This window comes from Megasphaera sp. UBA4382 (assembly GCF_002391155.1).
In the GTDB taxonomy this organism is placed as follows: Bacteria; Bacillota; Negativicutes; order Veillonellales; family Megasphaeraceae; genus Megasphaera; species Megasphaera hexanoica.
Genome location: NZ_DGRS01000015.1, coordinates 109,498 through 127,519, shown reverse-complemented (window position 1 = coordinate 127,519; position 18,022 = coordinate 109,498). Strand labels below are relative to the sequence as shown.

19 protein-coding genes are annotated in these 18,022 nt (G+C 51.1%); all 19 read right to left on the bottom strand.

Annotated elements, in window-relative coordinates:
- Positions 1-602 (bottom strand): 4-hydroxyphenylacetate 3-hydroxylase N-terminal domain-containing protein (locus tag B4H10_RS01720; protein ID WP_292018049.1); only part of this gene is annotated, 602 nt, incomplete at its 3' end.
- Between the two features lie 164 nt (positions 603-766).
- Positions 767-1,540 carry an IclR family transcriptional regulator gene (locus B4H10_RS01715; protein ID WP_059076799.1) on the bottom strand — a complete coding sequence of 258 codons (774 nt, stop codon included), beginning with the start codon at positions 1,538-1,540 and terminating at the stop codon, positions 767-769.
- 154 nt (positions 1,541-1,694) lie between these two features.
- Entirely contained in the window at positions 1,695-3,101 is a 1,407-nt protein-coding gene (locus B4H10_RS01710; RefSeq protein WP_075582021.1) for an FAD-binding oxidoreductase, read from the bottom strand.
- 103 nt (positions 3,102-3,204) lie between these two features.
- The gene (locus B4H10_RS01705) at positions 3,205-4,539 is read right to left on the bottom strand and encodes an MFS transporter (RefSeq protein WP_075582020.1); all 1,335 of its coding nucleotides are present in this window, start codon (positions 4,537-4,539) and stop codon (positions 3,205-3,207) included.
- Positions 4,540-5,047: 508 nt separating this feature from the next.
- A complete protein-coding gene (locus tag B4H10_RS01700; protein ID WP_292018048.1) occupies positions 5,048-6,139 on the bottom strand; it encodes an elongator complex protein 3 in 1,092 nt (363 codons plus the stop codon).
- Between the two features lie 45 nt (positions 6,140-6,184).
- Positions 6,185-6,898 (bottom strand): ribonuclease III, encoded by a 714-nt coding sequence (gene rnc / locus B4H10_RS01695; RefSeq protein WP_059076796.1) that lies wholly within the window; start codon positions 6,896-6,898, stop codon positions 6,185-6,187.
- Between the two features lie 14 nt (positions 6,899-6,912).
- Positions 6,913-8,166 carry a beta-ketoacyl-ACP synthase II gene (fabF, locus tag B4H10_RS01690; RefSeq protein WP_059076795.1) on the bottom strand — a complete coding sequence of 418 codons (1,254 nt, stop codon included), beginning with the start codon at positions 8,164-8,166 and terminating at the stop codon, positions 6,913-6,915.
- Between the two features lie 31 nt (positions 8,167-8,197).
- Positions 8,198-9,154, bottom strand: a complete 957-nt coding sequence (locus B4H10_RS01685) for an NAD(P)H-dependent flavin oxidoreductase (protein WP_172793345.1) — start codon at positions 9,152-9,154, stop codon at positions 8,198-8,200.
- A gap of 73 nt (positions 9,155-9,227) precedes the next feature.
- On the bottom strand, positions 9,228-9,473 hold the full coding sequence (locus B4H10_RS01680; RefSeq protein ID WP_059076793.1) for an acyl carrier protein: 246 nt from the start codon (positions 9,471-9,473) through the stop codon (positions 9,228-9,230).
- A gap of 39 nt (positions 9,474-9,512) precedes the next feature.
- Entirely contained in the window at positions 9,513-10,256 is a 744-nt protein-coding gene (gene fabG / locus B4H10_RS01675; protein ID WP_059076792.1) for a 3-oxoacyl-[acyl-carrier-protein] reductase, read from the bottom strand.
- 1 nt (position 10,257) lies between these two features.
- On the bottom strand, positions 10,258-11,199 hold the full coding sequence (fabD, locus tag B4H10_RS01670) for an ACP S-malonyltransferase (protein ID WP_059076791.1): 942 nt from the start codon (positions 11,197-11,199) through the stop codon (positions 10,258-10,260).
- A 21-nt stretch (positions 11,200-11,220) separates the two neighbouring features.
- The gene (locus B4H10_RS01665; protein ID WP_059076790.1) at positions 11,221-12,213 is read right to left on the bottom strand and encodes a beta-ketoacyl-ACP synthase III; all 993 of its coding nucleotides are present in this window, start codon (positions 12,211-12,213) and stop codon (positions 11,221-11,223) included.
- On the bottom strand, positions 12,197-13,222 hold the full coding sequence (plsX, locus tag B4H10_RS01660) for a phosphate acyltransferase PlsX (RefSeq protein ID WP_059076789.1): 1,026 nt from the start codon (positions 13,220-13,222) through the stop codon (positions 12,197-12,199). Before plsX ends, B4H10_RS01665 begins: the two co-directional genes overlap by 17 nt.
- Before the next feature lie 13 nt (positions 13,223-13,235).
- Entirely contained in the window at positions 13,236-13,778 is a 543-nt protein-coding gene (fapR, locus tag B4H10_RS01655) for a transcription factor FapR (protein ID WP_059076788.1), read from the bottom strand.
- A gap of 147 nt (positions 13,779-13,925) precedes the next feature.
- Positions 13,926-14,156 (bottom strand): YdbC family protein, encoded by a 231-nt coding sequence (locus B4H10_RS01650; protein WP_059076787.1) that lies wholly within the window; start codon positions 14,154-14,156, stop codon positions 13,926-13,928.
- A gap of 128 nt (positions 14,157-14,284) precedes the next feature.
- Positions 14,285-15,124: a YitT family protein gene (locus B4H10_RS01645; protein ID WP_292017627.1), complete on the bottom strand. Its 840-nt coding sequence runs from the start codon at positions 15,122-15,124 to the stop codon at positions 14,285-14,287.
- The gene (locus tag B4H10_RS01640; protein ID WP_292018047.1) at positions 15,121-15,537 is read right to left on the bottom strand and encodes a hypothetical protein; all 417 of its coding nucleotides are present in this window, start codon (positions 15,535-15,537) and stop codon (positions 15,121-15,123) included. The genes B4H10_RS01645 and B4H10_RS01640 overlap by 4 nt, the downstream gene beginning before the upstream one ends.
- A 14-nt stretch (positions 15,538-15,551) precedes the next feature.
- Positions 15,552-16,793, bottom strand: coding sequence for a DUF3084 domain-containing protein (locus B4H10_RS01635; RefSeq protein WP_075582016.1), 1,242 nt, complete (start codon positions 16,791-16,793; stop codon positions 15,552-15,554).
- A 137-nt stretch (positions 16,794-16,930) separates the two neighbouring features.
- Positions 16,931-18,019, bottom strand: a complete 1,089-nt coding sequence (gene lptG / locus B4H10_RS01630; protein WP_059076783.1) for an LPS export ABC transporter permease LptG — start codon at positions 18,017-18,019, stop codon at positions 16,931-16,933.
- Between the last annotated feature and the right edge of the window lie 3 nt (positions 18,020-18,022).

Here is an 18,022-nt window from a genome sequence, read left to right as displayed (position 1 = left end):
ACGATGACTTCGTGGGAGTTGATGAAGCCTGTCTGATGGGCTTTGGCACCGCGTACGACGACACCGTCGGGACGGCGTTCGACGACGTGGAGATACAAATCGGGATCATCCTGGGCATGAGGAGCCTTGCCGCGGTCGCCTTTCGGGTCGGTCATGGCGCCATCGACGGTAAAGTCATTCTGCTGTACCCGGGTGAGGAATTTCTTGAAGTTTTCATGATAATGAGTGCCGTATTTCTGGTCGATTTCATAGGTCGTGGAGAATACGGCGTTGGATGCATCCATGCCGACGCAGCGCTGGAAACAGGCTGCCGTCTTCTGGCCGAGGAGACGCTGCATCCGGACTTTGTTGATGAGGTCCTGGGTGCTCTGGTGGATATGGGTGAAACGGTTGATCTTTTCACCGGTCAGGGACGACGTAGCCGTCATGAGATCTTCATATTCCGGCATCTGGGCCAGATCGTAGGTCATGCGGACCGAGTTCAGGGACGGACGCAGGATGGGGTCATCGACGACGTTGTCGATTTTTTTGCCGAACATGTACACCTGCAGGTTGAGCTTGCGCATGCTTTCGATATACTGTTCACCAGTCATTAATGCCATGAGTATAACCTCCTAACAAAAAAGTTTTACAAATATACGTTATACGAATATACGTTTATAATTCTTAATAAAGAACTTTGTTCCATATTTTGTACATTTAGAAGCAGGCAGGCGGTTTGCTTTGCACTGCAAGCCGCGTCTGTCTGCATCTGATTGTTGTTTTATTATAAATACCCAAGACGCATGCTGATTTCCTGTGCTTTTTCCTTGACTTTGCGGCGAAGGAACCGCAGGTAGGAAATGGTTGCCTTGCTGGCCAGGACACTGATACTGATGGCCGCGACGACTTCCTTCTCCCGGTTGTAAACGGGAGCTGCAATACAACAACCTCCGAGGATATTGCCCTGATCATCAAAGGCGTATCCATAGCGCCGTACCCGGCGGATTTCCCGGTAGAGCCGTTTTTTATCGGTAATTGTGTACGGTGTATACTGTTCCAGTGTAACAGGATCGATGAGTGCGTGCAGTTCGTCATCGGGAAGAGATGCCAGCATGACCAGGCCGCATCCCGTTGCATGGGCACCCAGTTTAAAGCCGATATTGAGGACAGAGCTGACTGCCTTGGCCGACGCCTGTTTGCCGATAAAGATAGCAAACCGTCCTTCGCGGATGACGGCGTGGGTCGTTTCTCCCGTCTCTTCCTGGAGCGACTTTATGCCCCTCGTCAGTTCGACGGAAAAATTCGTCGTACTCATACACTCTGCAGAGAGCGCCAGCAGGGCCAGCCCTGGATAATACACCTTCGATTCCGGATCGTATTGGACGTATCGTTTCTGCATCAGTTCCTGCATCAGGTAGGATAAGGAACTCTTGGGAATCCCCGATGCCTTCTGTATCATAGTAAACGTCGGGGCTTTTTCAGCCTGTACGACGATTTCCAGCACATCCAGCGCCCGGGCAGCGGAACGTACGATGGTACTATTGCCTGATTTAACCATATATAACCTTCTTCCTTAATGAAGTTCAATATATCGAACATCCCCTTAGGGGACATTGTATCATCGCTCTATTTTTCTTGTCAAATAACGAGTGGCAATACAACGGGAAAACAAAAGGTGTACATGGCCTCACTACAGGTGGAAAAATGAATCGTTAGTCACCAAAATCGAAAATCTTGGCCGGATTGAGGATGAGGTTCGGATCCAGTGCTTTTTTGATGGCTTCCATCATGCCCAGTTCGACAGGATCAGTAAACTTCTTCATTTCAGCTAACTTCCGCAGGCCGATGCCGTGTTCGCCCGAGAGGCAGCCGCCCAGACTGTAGACGAAACTGTACAGCGTATTATGGTACTGCGGGATTACTTCGTTCCATTTTTCTAAGGACATATCCATCTTCAGGGCGTTGACATGGATATTGCCGTCGCCAATGTGGGCCGCGACCGTCGTTGCGATGTTGTACTGTTTTTCGATTTCCGGCAGTTTAGCCATGAGGTCGGGAATCTTGTCCACGGGTACGACGATATCTTCTGCCAGGAAGACGAGGCTGTCGTTACGGGCAGCTTCACCGTTGCAATAGCGGGCGTTCCAGATACGGTCGTCAGCAACCAGCGTTTCTGCGGCGTGGTTGTTCTGGCAGATTTCATCGGCTGTGGCTACACGGTTATCGAGGTCATCCTGGTCATAGGAATCGACGGTGACGATGATATAGTTGCCGTTTTCTTTGGAGTACGGCAGATCCATTTTCAGGAACCGTTCGGCACTCTGGATGGCATTGGTATCGAGAAATTCGATAGCCGTCGGCTGTACACCCGCTTTCTGCAGCTGGTTCGGTACGGCCAGGGCATCGTTGACATCCTTGAAAATACCTACCAGATCGAAATGGAACGGTGCAATCGGACGCAGTTTCAGACAGATTTTCGTGACGACGCCCAGCGTGCCTTCACTGCCACAGATGAGTTTTTCCAGAGCATAACCGGTCGTGTTCTTCTGTAGCCGTTTGCCCACGCGGGTGATTTCGCCAGTCGGGGTGACGATTTCCAGCCAGTATACCTGGTCGCGGGTCGTGCCGTATTTGACGACGCGGCTGCCACCAGCGTTGGTAGCAATGTTGCCACCGATTTCACTGGATGCTTTGGAGCTGGGGTCACCGGCATAGTAGAGGCCGGCTTCTTTAGCCGCTGCCTGTACAGCCGTCGTGATAGCGCCGGCTTCGGTAATCATGTACAGGGCATCTTTATTGACTTCAATGATTTTATTCATCTTTTCCAGGCACAATACGATGCCATTGTATACGGGAACGGCACCGCAGGCCAGGCTGCTGCCGCCGCCACGGGGTGTAACCGGAACCATGTACTTATTGGCCAGCTTCATGATAGCTGCTACCTGTTCGGTCGTTTCCGGGAATACAACGACTTCCGGTGTATGGAAATAAATGGGGTTCGACTCCTCATCGGTCTTGTAGGCATCGAGTTTTTCCGGATCGGTAGTCATATTGTGTTTGCCCAGAAGAACTAATAATTCATCGAGTAATTCCTTTGAAACTTTGTTATAACGAGCCATGATAGTCCTCCTATGTGGTAAAGAGGCATGCCTGTTCCGACTGTATTTCTGAAGCGGCATGCCTCTTTTTAGATTCTATTGCATACACACAGTGTATACTAGATTATTCCATACCAATTTTCTTATTGTAGTTGATAAGAGCTGGCAGGACACCGAGAGCAACAGCCAGTGCCACGAAGAGCATCAGTGCCCAGTAATAGCTGCCCGTTGCACCAACGATAAGACCGACGACGATTGGGACGATAGCGCCACCGAGGTTACCAAACATGTTCATTGCACCGCCAACAGCACCGCTGTGTTTGCGGTCTGTGCACAGTGCCGGCAGAGACCAGTAGAGGCAGCCGCACCATTTTTCAAAGAACATAGCAACGGAAAGGAAGGCTACAGCAATGTATACATCCGTTGCGGCCGAAAGGAGATACATGGGAATGGCGATGCAGATGCCGAGGACCGGAAACAGACGGCGCATGATTTTATTGCTGTCTGCCGAATTTTTACGCCATTTATCAGTCAGGGTACCACCGACGATTTCGCCGACAACACCTACCATGTAGATAACGAAGATAGCCCAGCCAAGACCTTTGATATCGAGGCCGTGTGTAGCGTGAAGGTACAGAGCGCCCCAGGTCATCAGGCCATACCAGAAGGAGTCATACGCACCGAAACCGAGGCACAGGCTCCAGAAGCTGCGGGATGTCATGTATTTGCTGAGCGTGCTGCCCGTAGAGGTATTACCCGTTTCAGCCTGCATAGCGGAAAGAGATTCGGCATCTTCTTCTTCAAATGCTTTGCGGAGGTATTCCCGTTCAGCTTCGTTGCAGCGCGGGCTGTTTTCCGGAGTGTGGGACATGAGCGGTTTGCAGGCCAGAACGACCAGGATGGTGAGGACCCCGGCTGCCATGAGGGCGCCGCGCCATCCATCGAGGAAAGCTACAAATACGGCACAAAGAGGAGCACCGATAGCATTGCCTACAGCCGATCCGGAATCGAGGAGGGCCGAACCTTTACCACGTTCATTTTTTGTCAGCCATACGGACTGTAATTTGCCGCCGGCCGGATAAATCGGAGCTTCGGAAATACCGAGGAGTGCGCGGATAGCGATGAACAGCGAACTGCTGGTGATGAAGCCGGTAATAATCTGGAAAATCCCCCATAACACGCCTGTACCGACGATAACTTTCCCCGGCTGGATTTTATCGCACAGCCAGCCGCAGGGTATCTGCATTAAGACGTAGCCCCAGAAGAAAGCACTGAGGATGACACCGACCATTTCCGGTGAAAAGCCCAGATCTGACTGGATAGCCGGCATGAGGACGGAAATGACAGCACGGTCAACATAGTTGATGGAACAGAGAATGAAAATTGCAATAAACACCTGCCAACGTACGTTCGTCGGCTTCTCAACGAGAACTCCTGTCTTAGAATCAAGCGTTGCCATAATAAAACCCCTTTCACAGTTAAAGTTGCTATACACGACAGATTCTTTCATCATATCTGTCTTTATCTTTCTAACGGTTTCCCCTGTCCGGACTCTGGAACCCCGTTAGTGCTAGCCTGTTCTTTATTGCGAACTTAATTCTGTATTTCGAATATTTTATTAGGAGTTCATATTATTGAACTCATTTCTTTATTTGGAACATTTTCTATGCTTGTATTCTAGCACGGGTCAACTGCCCTGTCAATGACATTTCTTCATTTTTTAAATTTTATTTAGTAATTCTTTCTATTTTGACATACGAGTATTATTGCTCTTAATTTAATTAATTTTTTCCGATTATTTTAAAATATGATAAAGTTTTCATATAGTTATTCCTTGTTATTTTCATCATTTACCATAATAAAACGTCCCTTATCTTTTTCACATAATGAAAATATCATACGAAAACGAGGACGGATACACAACTATTTGCTGTGTATCCGTCCTCGTCTTACCCTATAACGTTACGTTAATCGTTTATTTCTATGATAGAACACCGGCCCCAATCCGTATCGATGAGCCACGTTCCCCCATCCGTCTTCACCTGGATATGATACAGGGGGACCGCGTCGTCTTCTTTCCAGAGAAATTCACGTCCATAGCGCAGGCGCGAACGGTGTACCGTAACATTGCGGATGCCCCGTACGCGGCTCGTATCGCGGCGGTTATAGGAAATGACACACAATTTTCCGGGACAGTTTGGCAGAATCTGATCCAGTACACGGAACAGCTGCAGCTGATACCGCCTGGTATCGACCATTTCCCCCATGGCCGGCGTATAGGCTCCGGCCAGTACCTGGGCCGGGTCATCGAGATTTTCCGTTGCCTGCAGCCCTGTACGAATAACTTGAATACCCTTAGAAAGGAACTGCTGCTTCATATAGGCCGCGCGCTGCACTCCTTCATGGATAGTCAGCGCCTGGTATTCCCCGTTCTGCCAGCTGTCTGCCAGTTCCGTACCGGCAATGACTACTACGGGATAAATGCGGGCTATATCCGGCTTCAACCGGCAGATGGCATCGGTCGTCCGGATCAGGCTCTGCCAGTCCTCACCGGGAAGGCCCGGCATGAGCTGATGTCCTACGGTGAACCCATACTGGCGCAGGAGCGCCGTAGCGTCTTTTACCTGCGCTGCCGTATGCCCGCGTCTGGCCCGTTCCAGTACGACATCATCCATAGACTGTACGCCCAGTTCGACCGTCGTCATGCCATAGCGCTGCAGCCTCTCCAGGATAGGTCCGGTAATGCAGTCGGGCCGGGTCGAACAGCGAATGGCATCGATACGGCCTTCCTGCAGTGCTTCATAAGCCGGTTCCAGCAGGCTTTCCTGCAAGGAGCCGGGAATAGCCGTAAAACTTCCACCATAAAAGGCGGCTTCCCAGTGACGTTTTTCTACACCCCGGGTATAGGTATCGATAAGATTTCTGACTTCACTGGCATCGGGTACTCCCTCATGTCCCGTTATCCGCCACTGATTGCAAAATACGCACCGGTAGGGACAACCGATATGAGGAATAAAAATGGGGATGATCGATGTACGCAGTCTTTTTTTTTCCATCATGATGCTCCTGTTCTTATAAAAAAAATGTGGCCCGAAAGCCACATTTTATTTTATACCACCTAATTTTTTCAATGCTTCATGAGCCGCATGCTGTTCGGCATCTTTCTTGGTTTTTCCTTTTCCTTCGCCCAGAACCGTACCGTTCACCGTGACTTCCATATAGAAGGTCTTATCGTGATCCGGCCCTTCTTCACGGCAGAGTTCATAGACGATATGCTGCTCACCATCACGCTGAACGAATTCCTGAAACAGTGTTTTATAGTCTTTGCCATAATTGCCACTTTTTACCAGATCGAGATATCCTTTCAGCTGGTGAAGGATAAAGGCACGGGCCTCACCATAGGAATGATCGATATATACGGCGCCGACGACGGCTTCGAAGGCATCGGCCAGGATACTGGTCCGCGTCCGGCCGCCGGAGAGCTGTTCGCCCCGTCCCATGAGCATGTAGTCGCCCATATGATACGAGCCAAATACGGAAGCCAGAGGCATTTCACTGACTACACTGGCCCTGGCTTTGGAAAGTTCACCTTCCGGCATGTGAGGATAATGCATGAACAGGTATTCGCCAATGACCAGGTCCAGAATGGCATCACCGAGAAATTCCAGGCGTTCGTTAAAGTGGACATGGCGGTTCTTATTTTCATTGGCATAGGAAGAATGAGTCAATGCCGCATCGAGGAGCTGCAGGTTGCGGAAGGCAGGCAGCCCCAGGACGGCGATACATTTCTCAAGTTGTGCTTTTCGTTCCGGTTTCATTACGAATGCATCTCTTATTCTGCATACTTCTTGAACAGAAGGGTAGCATTGTGGCCGCCAAATCCGAAGGAATTGGAAATAGCCACCTTGACATCGGCATCTACAGCCTGACCCGGTACGTAATTGAGACCGAGTTCTTTCAGTTCATCTTCCGGTTCGATGAGGTTGATCGTGGGATGTACGTGACCGGTAGCAATGGTCAGTGCGCAGGCAATGGCTTCGACAGCACCGGCAGCGCCCAGGAGATGCCCTGTCATGGATTTCGTCGAGCTGACCAGCATGTCCCTGGCATGGTCGCCGAAGAGACGGGCGATGGCCTTGGATTCATTAAGGTCATTGAGATGCGTGGACGTACCGTGGGCATTGACATAGTCTACATCGTCCGGAGTAAGGCCGGCATCCTTGACGGCGAGAGCCATGCATTTGGACTGCTGGATGCCTTCCGGAGCCGGAGCCGTAATATGATAGGCGTCGGCATTGCTGCCATAACCGCCAATTTCACAGTAAATATGAGCACCCCGTTTTTTAGCGTGTTCCAGTTCTTCCAGGAATACGATGCCGGCTCCTTCGCCCATGACGAAACCATCGCGGTCTTTATCGAAGGGGCGGGAAGCGTGTGCCGGGTCATCATTGCGGGTACTGAGAGCCTTCATGGCCGCAAAACCAGCTACGGCACCGGGGGATACGGCAGCTTCCGTGCCACCGGCTACGGCTGCGTCGAGTTCGCCGCGCTGGATCATGCGGTATGCCGCGCCGATGGAATTCGTCCCCGTTGCACAGGCGGTGACGACGCTGGCGCAATGGCCCTGGAGACCGAAGATGATGGATACCTGGCCAGATGCCATATTGCCAATCATCTTGGGTACGACGAACGGGTTGACCCGTGACGGACCTTTGGCAAATAATCCCTTGTAGAGATTATGCAGCGTTTCCATGCCGCCAATGCCGGTACCGACAATCGTACCGATACGGTCCCGGTCTTCTTTATCCAAATCGACGCCGGAATCATCGATAGCCAGTTTGGCTGCTGCAACGGCAAACTGGGTAGAAATGTCCATGTGCCGTGCTTCTTTGCGATCAATGTTGTAGTCTGCCGGGTCAAAATCTTTGACTTCACCGGCAATGCGGGCCGCGTATTCCGTCGCATCAAAATGTGTAATCGGGCCAATACCGTTCTTGCCGGATAAGAGGGCGTCCCAAAAAGTATCTTTGCCGATGCCCACCGGGGATACGACACCCAGACCGGTAATTACTACACGTTTTTCCAAAGTGTTCACCTCATCCATAAAAAGTTCGTGATTAATCGGGAATTGCTTCTACTTCCCGTTTCAGATATGCAAATATTTCCTTGACCGGCAGGATATCGTGGATTTCCTGCATGCGCCGGCCGGAAAATACGAGACCAGTTTCGACATCTCCCTGCTGAGCCCGCGTCAGAGCGCGGATGATGCAGTACTTATGGCTGCACTTCTTGAGGCAATGGTCGCACGTAACCGGCTTGGGAGCCGTTCCCAGAAGCACCCGTTCCGAAAAAGGCGTACGGATAGCCTGACCCGGCAGCCCCACGGGGCTGTGCACGAGAATGAAATCTTCCGGGTTGTTCGCACGGAGATAGACTTTTTTCAATTCATCAGAACCATTCGATTCAACGCTGGCAGCAAAACGGCTGCCCATCTGTACCCCATTGGCGCCGAGACGGAGCATTTCTGCTATATCTTCGCCGTGGAGAACGCCGCCGGCACCGATGACCGGAATATCTACGGCAGCGCGTACTTCCGGCACGATGAGCCGGCTGGAACGGTTCGTGCCCAGATGCCCGCCTGCTTCTGCGCCTTCTACGACGACAGCAGCAGCGCCGAGGTTCTGGGATATTTTAGCTAGTTTAGCCGAGGAGACAATTGGCACAATCGGGGTACCCGAAGCGCGGCCCCAGGCAAACATATCCCGGGAAAAGCCAGCCCCTGCTACTACTAGATCGATTCCTTCTTCAATAGCCGTCATTACGATGCCCTTGAAATCACGGGCCGCAACCATGGCATTTATACCAATAATCCCCGTTGGCGCAAGTTTTCTGGCCAACCGGATTTCATATCGTATTTCATCATATGGCATGCCGGAGATGGCAATCAGGCCAATACCGCCTTCATTTGCAACAGCTGCCGCTAAGCGGGCAGTAGACAAACGTATTGCCATGCCGCCCTGGACGATTGGCACTTTGGCTACAAGCTTACCTATATGTAATTCTGGCAGCTTCACTATAGTTTCCTCCATTCAAGATACCATCCGGGGAAAGACCTGCGCCTCTCCCCATCTGGCTCTTATTGCATACTTACGCTTTCTTTTCCTTTTCGATGTAATCAACTGTATCTTTAACAGTTTTGATTTTTTCTGCCACATCATCAGGGATTTCGATATTGAATTCTTCTTCGAAAGCCATGATCAATTCAACAATGTCCAAGGAATCAGCGCCTAAATCATCAATGTACGCAGCGTCCATTTTGACTTCTTTTTCGTCAACGCCTAACTGTTCAACAACGATGCTTTTTACTTTTTCAAAAGTAGCTTCTTCGCTCATTTCCAATTCACCCCCTTTCAGTGTGCTAATTGTATTATATTACATTACCATGCCGCCGTCCACGTTGAGGACCTGGCCTGTAATGTATTTAGCCTGATCAGATGCAAGGAATAAGACGGCCTGCGCCACATCATCGGCTGTAGCCGGGCGGCCCAGCGGGATGGAGCGGAGCATGTCTTCCTTGGCCGAATCGGGAAGTCCGGCAGTCATGTCTGTTTCTACGTAGCCGGGAGCTACGGCATTGACACGTATATTGCGCGATGCCAGTTCTTTGGCAACGGCCTTGGTAAAGCCGATGATGCCTGCTTTGGCAGCGGCGTAATTAGCCTGGCCGGCATTGCCCGTTTCCCCGACGACAGAGGACAGATTGATGACGGCCCCCTGACGCTGTTTCATCATCAGCTTGGAAACAGCTTTTGTACAATGATAGACACCGGTCAGATTCGTATCCAGGACGGCCTGCCAATCCGCTTCTTTCATGCGCATGAGCAGTCCGTCACGGGTGATTCCGGCGTTATTGACCAGGATATCTACGGAACCAAACTGGGTCTTGACGGCTTTGACCATATCCGCCACAGCCTGTTCGTCAGCTACATCGCACTGGAACACGGCAGCAGCTGCGCCCAACGCTTCGGCCTGCTGCTTCGTTTCTTCTGCAGCTGCCGTATTGCCGGCGTAGACGATAGCCACATTGGCACCTTCCCGGGCCAGCAGCAGGGAGACGGCACGGCCGATGCCGCGGGAACCGCCTGTTACAATCGCAGTTTTACCTGTTAAAAGCATTTTATCTGACCCCCTGGAAAAATTCAAGTGTTTTCTGTAAGGACGGGATATCTTCTACGTTTTCACTATGGATTTTGCGGTCAATCTTACGATTGAAGCCGCAGATGGTCTTGCCGGGGCCGACTTCGACGAACGCTTCAGCGCCGAACTGCTGCATGGTGTGCGTGCAGTCGATCCACAGAACCGGGCTAGCCGCCTGTCTGACCAGGGCTTCCTTAATATCGGCAGCCTTTGTTTCCATCTGTCCGTTCACATTGGCTACGACAGGAATCTGTGCATCGCGGATGGTAATCGTATCGAGGACTTCCGCCAGGCGCCGGGCAGCCGGTTCCATGAGGGTGCTGTGGAAGGGGGCACTGACATGGAGCATGACAGCGCGGCGGGCACCGGCCGCTTTCAGGGCATCGGCCGCTGTTTCTACGGCTTTGGCAGAACCGGCAATGACCGTCTGGCCCGGGCAGTTGAAATTGACCGCCTGGACGACGCCGCCCTGGGCAGAAACCTGGGCACAGATTTCCTTGATTTTTTCGTCATCGAGGCCGAGGATAGCTGCCATGCCGCCTTCTCCGAGGGGAACGGCTTCCTGCATGAACTGGCCGCGCAGCCGTACGGTGCGGACGGCATCGGCAAAGCTCAGCGATCCGGCTGCTACGAGGGCGGAATATTCGCCGAGGCTGTGGCCGGCAGCGATATCCGGTGTCAGTCCTTCCTGCTGAAGGACGCGGCAGCAGGCCGTGCTGGCCGTGAGGATAGCCGGCTGGGTATTGCTGGTCTTCATCAGTTCTTCATCAGGACCTTCAAAAATCAGCTTGGTCAGCGAAAAATGCAGGGCATCATCAGCTTCTTCAAACAGTTCTTTTACGACGGCATAATTGTCGTATAAGTCTTTGATCATGCCCACTTTCTGGGCACCTTGTCCGGGAAATACAAATGCAGTTTTCAAAGGAATCACCTCAATTCTTTTTTAGTACCATTTCATGACGACGCTGGCCCAGGTCAGGCCGGCACCAAAACCGGCGAGGCAGACAATGTCTCCCCGTTTCACCATCCCCGTGCGGACGGCTTCGTCCAGGGCGATAGGGATGGATGCACCCGATGTATTGGCATATTTTTCGATGTTGACGTATACCTTTTCCATAGGCACATGCAGGCGTTTTGCTGCCGATTCGATAATGCGCATGTTGGCCTGGTGAGGTACGAGGACATCAATATCTTTCTTTTCCAGTTCCGCCCGCTGCAGTGCCAGTTCGGCTGCATGAGGCATTGCTTTGACTGCAAATTTATAGACTTCCCTGCCATCCATGACGGCATAAGCCGATCCGTCGGCGCGGCGCGCATCCGTGACGGGGTTGGCGATACCACTGCGGATGGTCAGGAAATCGCCGCCGGTACCGTCGGCACCCATGGCGCCGCTGAGGATGCCGTATCCCGAGGGAACGCGGCCGATGACGGCTGCTCCGGCACCATCGCCAAAGAGGACGCAGGAAGAACGGTCTTTCCAGTTGATGACCCTTGTCAGGACTTCTGCGCCGATGACCAGAATATGGTCATACATACCGTTTTCAATCATCTGGGAGGCAATAATCGACCCATAGGCAAAGCCGGAGCAGGCTGCTTCCAGATCGAAGGCGGCGGCATTGACGGCTCCCAGATTGGCCTGGACGATGCAGGCTGTGCTAGGCAGCATCTTGTCTGGTGTCAGGGTGCACACGATGATCAAATCGAGATCTTCCGGGCTGACTCCGGCCATTTCCAACGCTTCTTTTGCCGCGCCCGTTGCCAAATCTGACGTGTTGACCCCTTCGGGGGCTACATGCCTGGCACCGATACCGGTACGGCTGCGGATCCATTCATCGGATGTATCCAGAAACGTTTCCAAATACTCATTCGTCCAAACCTGTTCGGGCACACAATGCCCGGTGCCGAGAATCCCTGCCGGATTAGCTTTCACTATCATATTCCTGAACTCCTTCTTCCTCTATACTATTGCGGATATGTCCTGTCACATCCTGCTGTACCAGTTCACCGGCAACGCGGATGGCATTTTTAATAGCCTTTGCCTTGGAACTGCCGTGGCAGATAATAAAACTGCCGTTGACTCCTAACAGGGGAGCCCCTCCATATTCCGTAAAATCCAGGCGTTTCTTCAGCGATTTCAGTGCAGGATAAATCGCTAGAGCACCTAGTTTTGCAATAAACCCACTATTCTTTATGGCCTGCTTGACCAGCCGGTAGATGAACATAGCCATGCTTTCGCCAAACTTCAGGATGACATTACCGACGAATCCGTCGCAGACGACGACATCTACCGTGCCGTTGGGGATATCCCTGCCTTCAACATTGCCATAGAAAGAAATAGTCTTTAATTTTTCCAGCAGCGGATAGGTGCGCTGGCATAATTCATTGCCTTTCGTCACTTCTTCGCCGATATTCAGCAGGCCGACCTGCGGCTTATCTATGCCCAGGATGTACTTGGCATAATGGGATCCCATGATAGCCGCTTCTACGAGATGTTTCGGCTTGCTGTTGGAATTGGCTCCCGAATCGAGCAGCACTGTAATTCCCTTTTTGGAAGGAATCGGCGTAGCGATACAGGGCCGTTCTATGCCGGCGATCCGCCCCAGTCCCAGAAGGGCTGCCGTGACAGCCGCCCCCGTACTACCCGGAGCTACGACGGCCTCACACTGTCCGTCCCGTACGAGTCGTGTCGCCACGACAATAGAGGCATCTTTCTTTTTACGGACTGCCTGCACGGGATGTTCTCCCATTTCGATTACTTCACTGGCATGGACAATAGACAGGCGGTCACTTTCTTTCGCGTCATATTGCTGCAGTACCCTCCGTATTTTCTGTTCATCCCCGACGAGTACTACATCGTATTTATATTCGCGTACGGCGTGAATTGCTCCCAGAACGATTTCTTCTGGCGCATAATCCCCGCCCATAGCGTCTACAGCTATTTTCATTACTCTATCTCCGTTATTCCAAAGACTCTACGATAAACTTTGCCCGGAATACTTCTTTGGCATTCTTGCGTATCTTCACCCATACATAATATTTCTGATCTCTCTGACGGATGACTTCAGCCCGTGCGACGAGCCGGTCCCCGACAGTTACGGGCTGCTTATATTTTAAGTTGGCAACGGCGATGATACAGACCGGAAGATTCAGGACGGCTTTTGTAAGGGAATCCGCCTGGGCATATAAATACCGTGACTGTACGACATGTGCTGCATCCACCATGTCTTCAGTAGCCATCATAATGGATATCGCATCTTTACCAACATTGCATTCAATCAGGTCCCCCATGACATCTGTTCGGTGTTGCTGGGCCTGTGCTGCTTCGGCGCGCTTTTTTATGCGCATGCGAAGCTCTGGTATCCCCAGGGCCATCCGGTCCAGCCGGATAGTCGCCACGCTGACAGAAAATTCTTCCGCCAGTTCCTCGTCATTGATGAAGGGATTTTCCTCAATGCGGCGGGACAGGAGAGCGTGTCTTTTTTCTCTGGCTATACGAACCATTCCATCACCTTTATGTAAATTATGACCAAGTATTAATAGTACATACAACAGAGATTATATAATGTTTCTTCTTCTTTTGCAAGCAAAATAAAAGTATGCTTTCGTCATTATCCGCACTGAATCTGAGAAAGCATACTTCACACCCCTTTAGTATTTATCAAAATCCATCTTATCCAGAATATTACGAAGTTCAATCAATTCGTCTTTTGTCAGGGTAATCCCTTTGGTCATGGCCTGATAATCAGGATCCCACGAGCGAAGGTCGAACTTGGGCGGCCGATTGTTCCAACTGATATAGGTCAGCTGTTTGTGCCAGCCATCCTTATTTTCTGATAAGGTCCCGCAAATATCTTCAATATTAAAATTCAATTGTGCCATTTCTCTGCCTCCTGTGCGAGAAGCTGTCCTGCATGCTTCTTATATTAATATAACTATATATGCAATTATTTTATATGATATAGCATCTGTTGTGTTTCGTCAACCAAAAGTGCCCCCCATAAACCGTTTTACTCATGGTTCTTTTTCCCTTTGAGCAGACCGCCCTGGGTCTCGCGTATATCAAATATCGTAATAAACGCCCGCGGATCTATCCGTTTTACCACGTCCTGCATTTTGGTGATTTCCAGACGGGAAACGACGCAGTACAGAATCAAGGTCTGCTTCCGCGTATACGCTCCTTCTCCGTGCAGGAGCGTTACAGCCCGTCCCATATCCTGGGTGATGACCCGGGCCACTTCGTCATGCTTTGCCGAAACGATGAACAGTCCCTTCATTTCATCGAGACCGTTCACAACGACATCGATCATCTTATAGGCAATGAAATAGGCTACCAGCGAATAGAGGGCACTGTCTACGCCAAAGACAAAGATAGCAGATCCTAAAATGAACAGGTTAAAAAACATGACGATTTCCCCGACGGAAAAGGGAGAAATCTTTTCAGTGATGATGGCCATGATTTCCGTGCCATCCAGAGAACCGCCCCAGCGGATGATCAGCCCTACGCCGAGCCCCATGATGATACCGCCGAAAATAGTCGATAAAAAGGGGTCATCCGTCATGGGGGACAGATGGAGGAAACTGCTCCACAGCGAGAGGCAGAAGACGGAATAGAGCGAAAAAAAGGTAAAGCGCAAACCGATTTTACGGTAACCGATGACGAAGAAGGGAATGTTCAGGGCGACGATAAACACACTGAAGGATATGCCCGTCACATGGGCTGCCATGAGGGCAATCCCGACGACGCCACCATCGATGACATTATTGGGTACCAGGAACACGTGAAGGCCGCAGTTATATACCAAGGCTCCAAAAGCCAGTCCTATAGCGCGTAGTACGTATTCAATCATGAAAGACCTCCCAGGGATTTTATATACCGCTGTCCGATGATCCAGGCCACAAAGTCATCGACCGGTTCCGGCGGATATTGCAGGGACAGAGGGACCAGACGGCGCCAGCCATGGCGGGGCGTATACTGCCAGTACAGCTTTCGCCCCTCTACAGTAGTAAACTTTTCGTCGATGAGGGAAAAGGTCACATCTGGTGCTTCTTTGCGTATCCATTCTTCGGCAACGGGCTGAAGATAACGGTGGTTCGTACCATTTCCCATGACAATATGCGTAAAAGCATACTTTTTATACATCTCCCGCAGATGACAGGAAAGGTCCCCGGTAGGTATGATCTGACGGCAGACCAGGCTGCCATCGGTGCCAAGGACCGCTGTCCCCGTCTTTTCTGATCCGGGATCGATTGCTAAAATCATGAATCCTGCTCCTCTCACGGTGTCCCATAGGACCGGACGGCTATGTCGATGTTCATCGGCCCCGCCGTGTAAATATCCGTACGGGCTACGGCCCGCAGGATGATATCGCCATCGCCACAGGATTTAATCCGCTGGATCGTATCGAACATTTCCGTTGCCGTCAGCGACCCCACGTTACCTGTCAGCGGGTCGGGCAGGATGCCCTTGCCGACGGCTTTCTGATTGACTTCATGGAGGAAGCGGAAGACGATGTATTCGGCACTGCCATTGACATCGGAAGAGCGGAAATGTTCTTCATAGACGATTTCATTTTTATGATAAATGAGCTGGTTATCGAAGGTTTCCAGATGGACCAGCGCCGGTTCCCCGAGGATGATATTGCCCGCAGCCGTAAGGCGGATCAATTTACTGCCCCTGGCGGCATGCAGCGTCTGGACCGTCTGGTCGATTTCATCCTGCGAAATATAGAGCACGACGGCATTTTCATTGGTGATGCCCAGTTGTTCCCGGATGCGGGTATTGGTCTGGGCCAGCATTTCTCCCAGAGAAGCCCGGATCTTACTTTCATCGGCATTGGCATCGACGACTTTGCTGGCCAGGACTTCACCGACGCGGAACAGTACCTGCCCTTCCCGTATATCGGTCATTTTATCGTTCAGTAATTTTATGCGTTCATCGAGCAGGCCGATGGTGTGATTCATGCGTGCCTGCGTCGCTTCCAGTTCTTTATTTTCTGTGTTAAGCTGCGTATTGCGGGCCATCATTTCATCGCGGGCCACCTGAACGATGGTCAGTTGACGGCTCACATCATCGCGGGCGGCCTGGGTCTGCTCCAGATCCAGCTGTGTCACCCGTATGCGGTCGTTGGCATCGGCCAGCTGCTGTTCCTGATGACGGAGCAGGTTTTCGTTGGCTGCCAGGAGATTGTTCTTTTCTTCCATTTCCAGTCCCAACTCCCGGGCCTGCTGCAGCAACCGGTCCCGCTGCTGTTCCAGTTCGGCCTTCTGCAGCTGCAGCTGGTGCATCCCGAACAGGGCGATGCGGACATTCTGCGAAAGGACCGACATGACGCCAAGGGTAACGGCGGCAATGCTGACGCCGGTAATAATTGTAATCAGGATAGATGAGTATTTCGGCCGCATGCCAAATAATTTTATTTTTCTTTTGCCTACGCGGGAGCCGATTTTATCACCCAGATAGGCTATGACACCGCCCATGACGGCTAAAATCAGCAACATAATCCATCCGTATTCCATTGGCACACCTCCATCCTGTTTTTTATATTATACCATGATATGAATTCTGTCATGGTATTTTGCATCATTTCTGCAGAAATATATAAAAAAAGGCAGAGTGACCGGCAGCCCCAAGGCATACCAATCACTCCGTCTGATTATCTGGATTTGCGGTATACTAAAAATATACCGGCAATGCCACAGACGATATCCGGTAAAAAAGCGGCAATATACGGAGGAATCTTGCCCCCGTTCCCCAGGGCATTCCCCAGAGTCATAATCGTGTAATAAATGAAAATGACGACGACGCTGATGCCAAAACCGATAGAAGAACTGCCCCGCTGTTTCTGCATGCCCAGCGGTGCGCCGACAATAGCGCAGACCAAGCTGGCCAGCGGCATGGCAAAGCGGTTGTACATTTCCACTTTCATCTTATTCGTATTGACCGAATTCTGGTCGAGGAGCGATATCTGTTCCCGCAGTTCCCGTATGGTCATTTCATCAGGCTTCTTCTGGGATGCACTGACTTTATTCGGTTTCTGGGAAATAGGAAGTTCCTGATTTTTGAAGGTCATCGTCCGGGTTACCGTTTCCCCCACCGAAACATCGTAAATACGGCCTTCATGCATGACCCATTTACTGCCGTTCCAGTCGGCATAATCAGCTTTTTCCACCCGTACGAGCGTATCATTTTCAAATTCCTGGACGGTGATGTCCTTGAATTGTTTGAGGTCTGAATCGTACTGCCGGGCGTACATCAGGCTGTTGATATCATGACCCTTGACATCTTTGAGAATGATATGGTCCTGCGTCTTGGGGGCCACCTGATGTTTGATTTCCTGATTGATAATCGTATTATAGGCATTGTTGGCTTTCGGCACGACAAATTCGTTGAACGCTGTCGTCCCCAGAGAAATGATCAGGGCAGCGATAAAAATCGGCATGGCCAGGCGGACAAAATTCTGTCCTCCTGAACGCATGACAATGAGCTCGCTGTTGCTGGACAGGCGTCCAAAGGCCATGAGTGAGCCGAGGAGCACCGACATGGGAAAGGTCACGACGATAATCGAGGGCAGGGCCAGGACGAGGACACGAAAGGCATCCCACAGGGAAGCTCCGTAGTTGTTGATTAAATTGGCTATCCGATAGAGCGTACCCGTACCAATGAAAACAGCCGTAAAGGCGCAGACACCGAACAGGAACGGGCTGATGAATTCCTTTAATATATACTTATCTAATATTCTCATCGT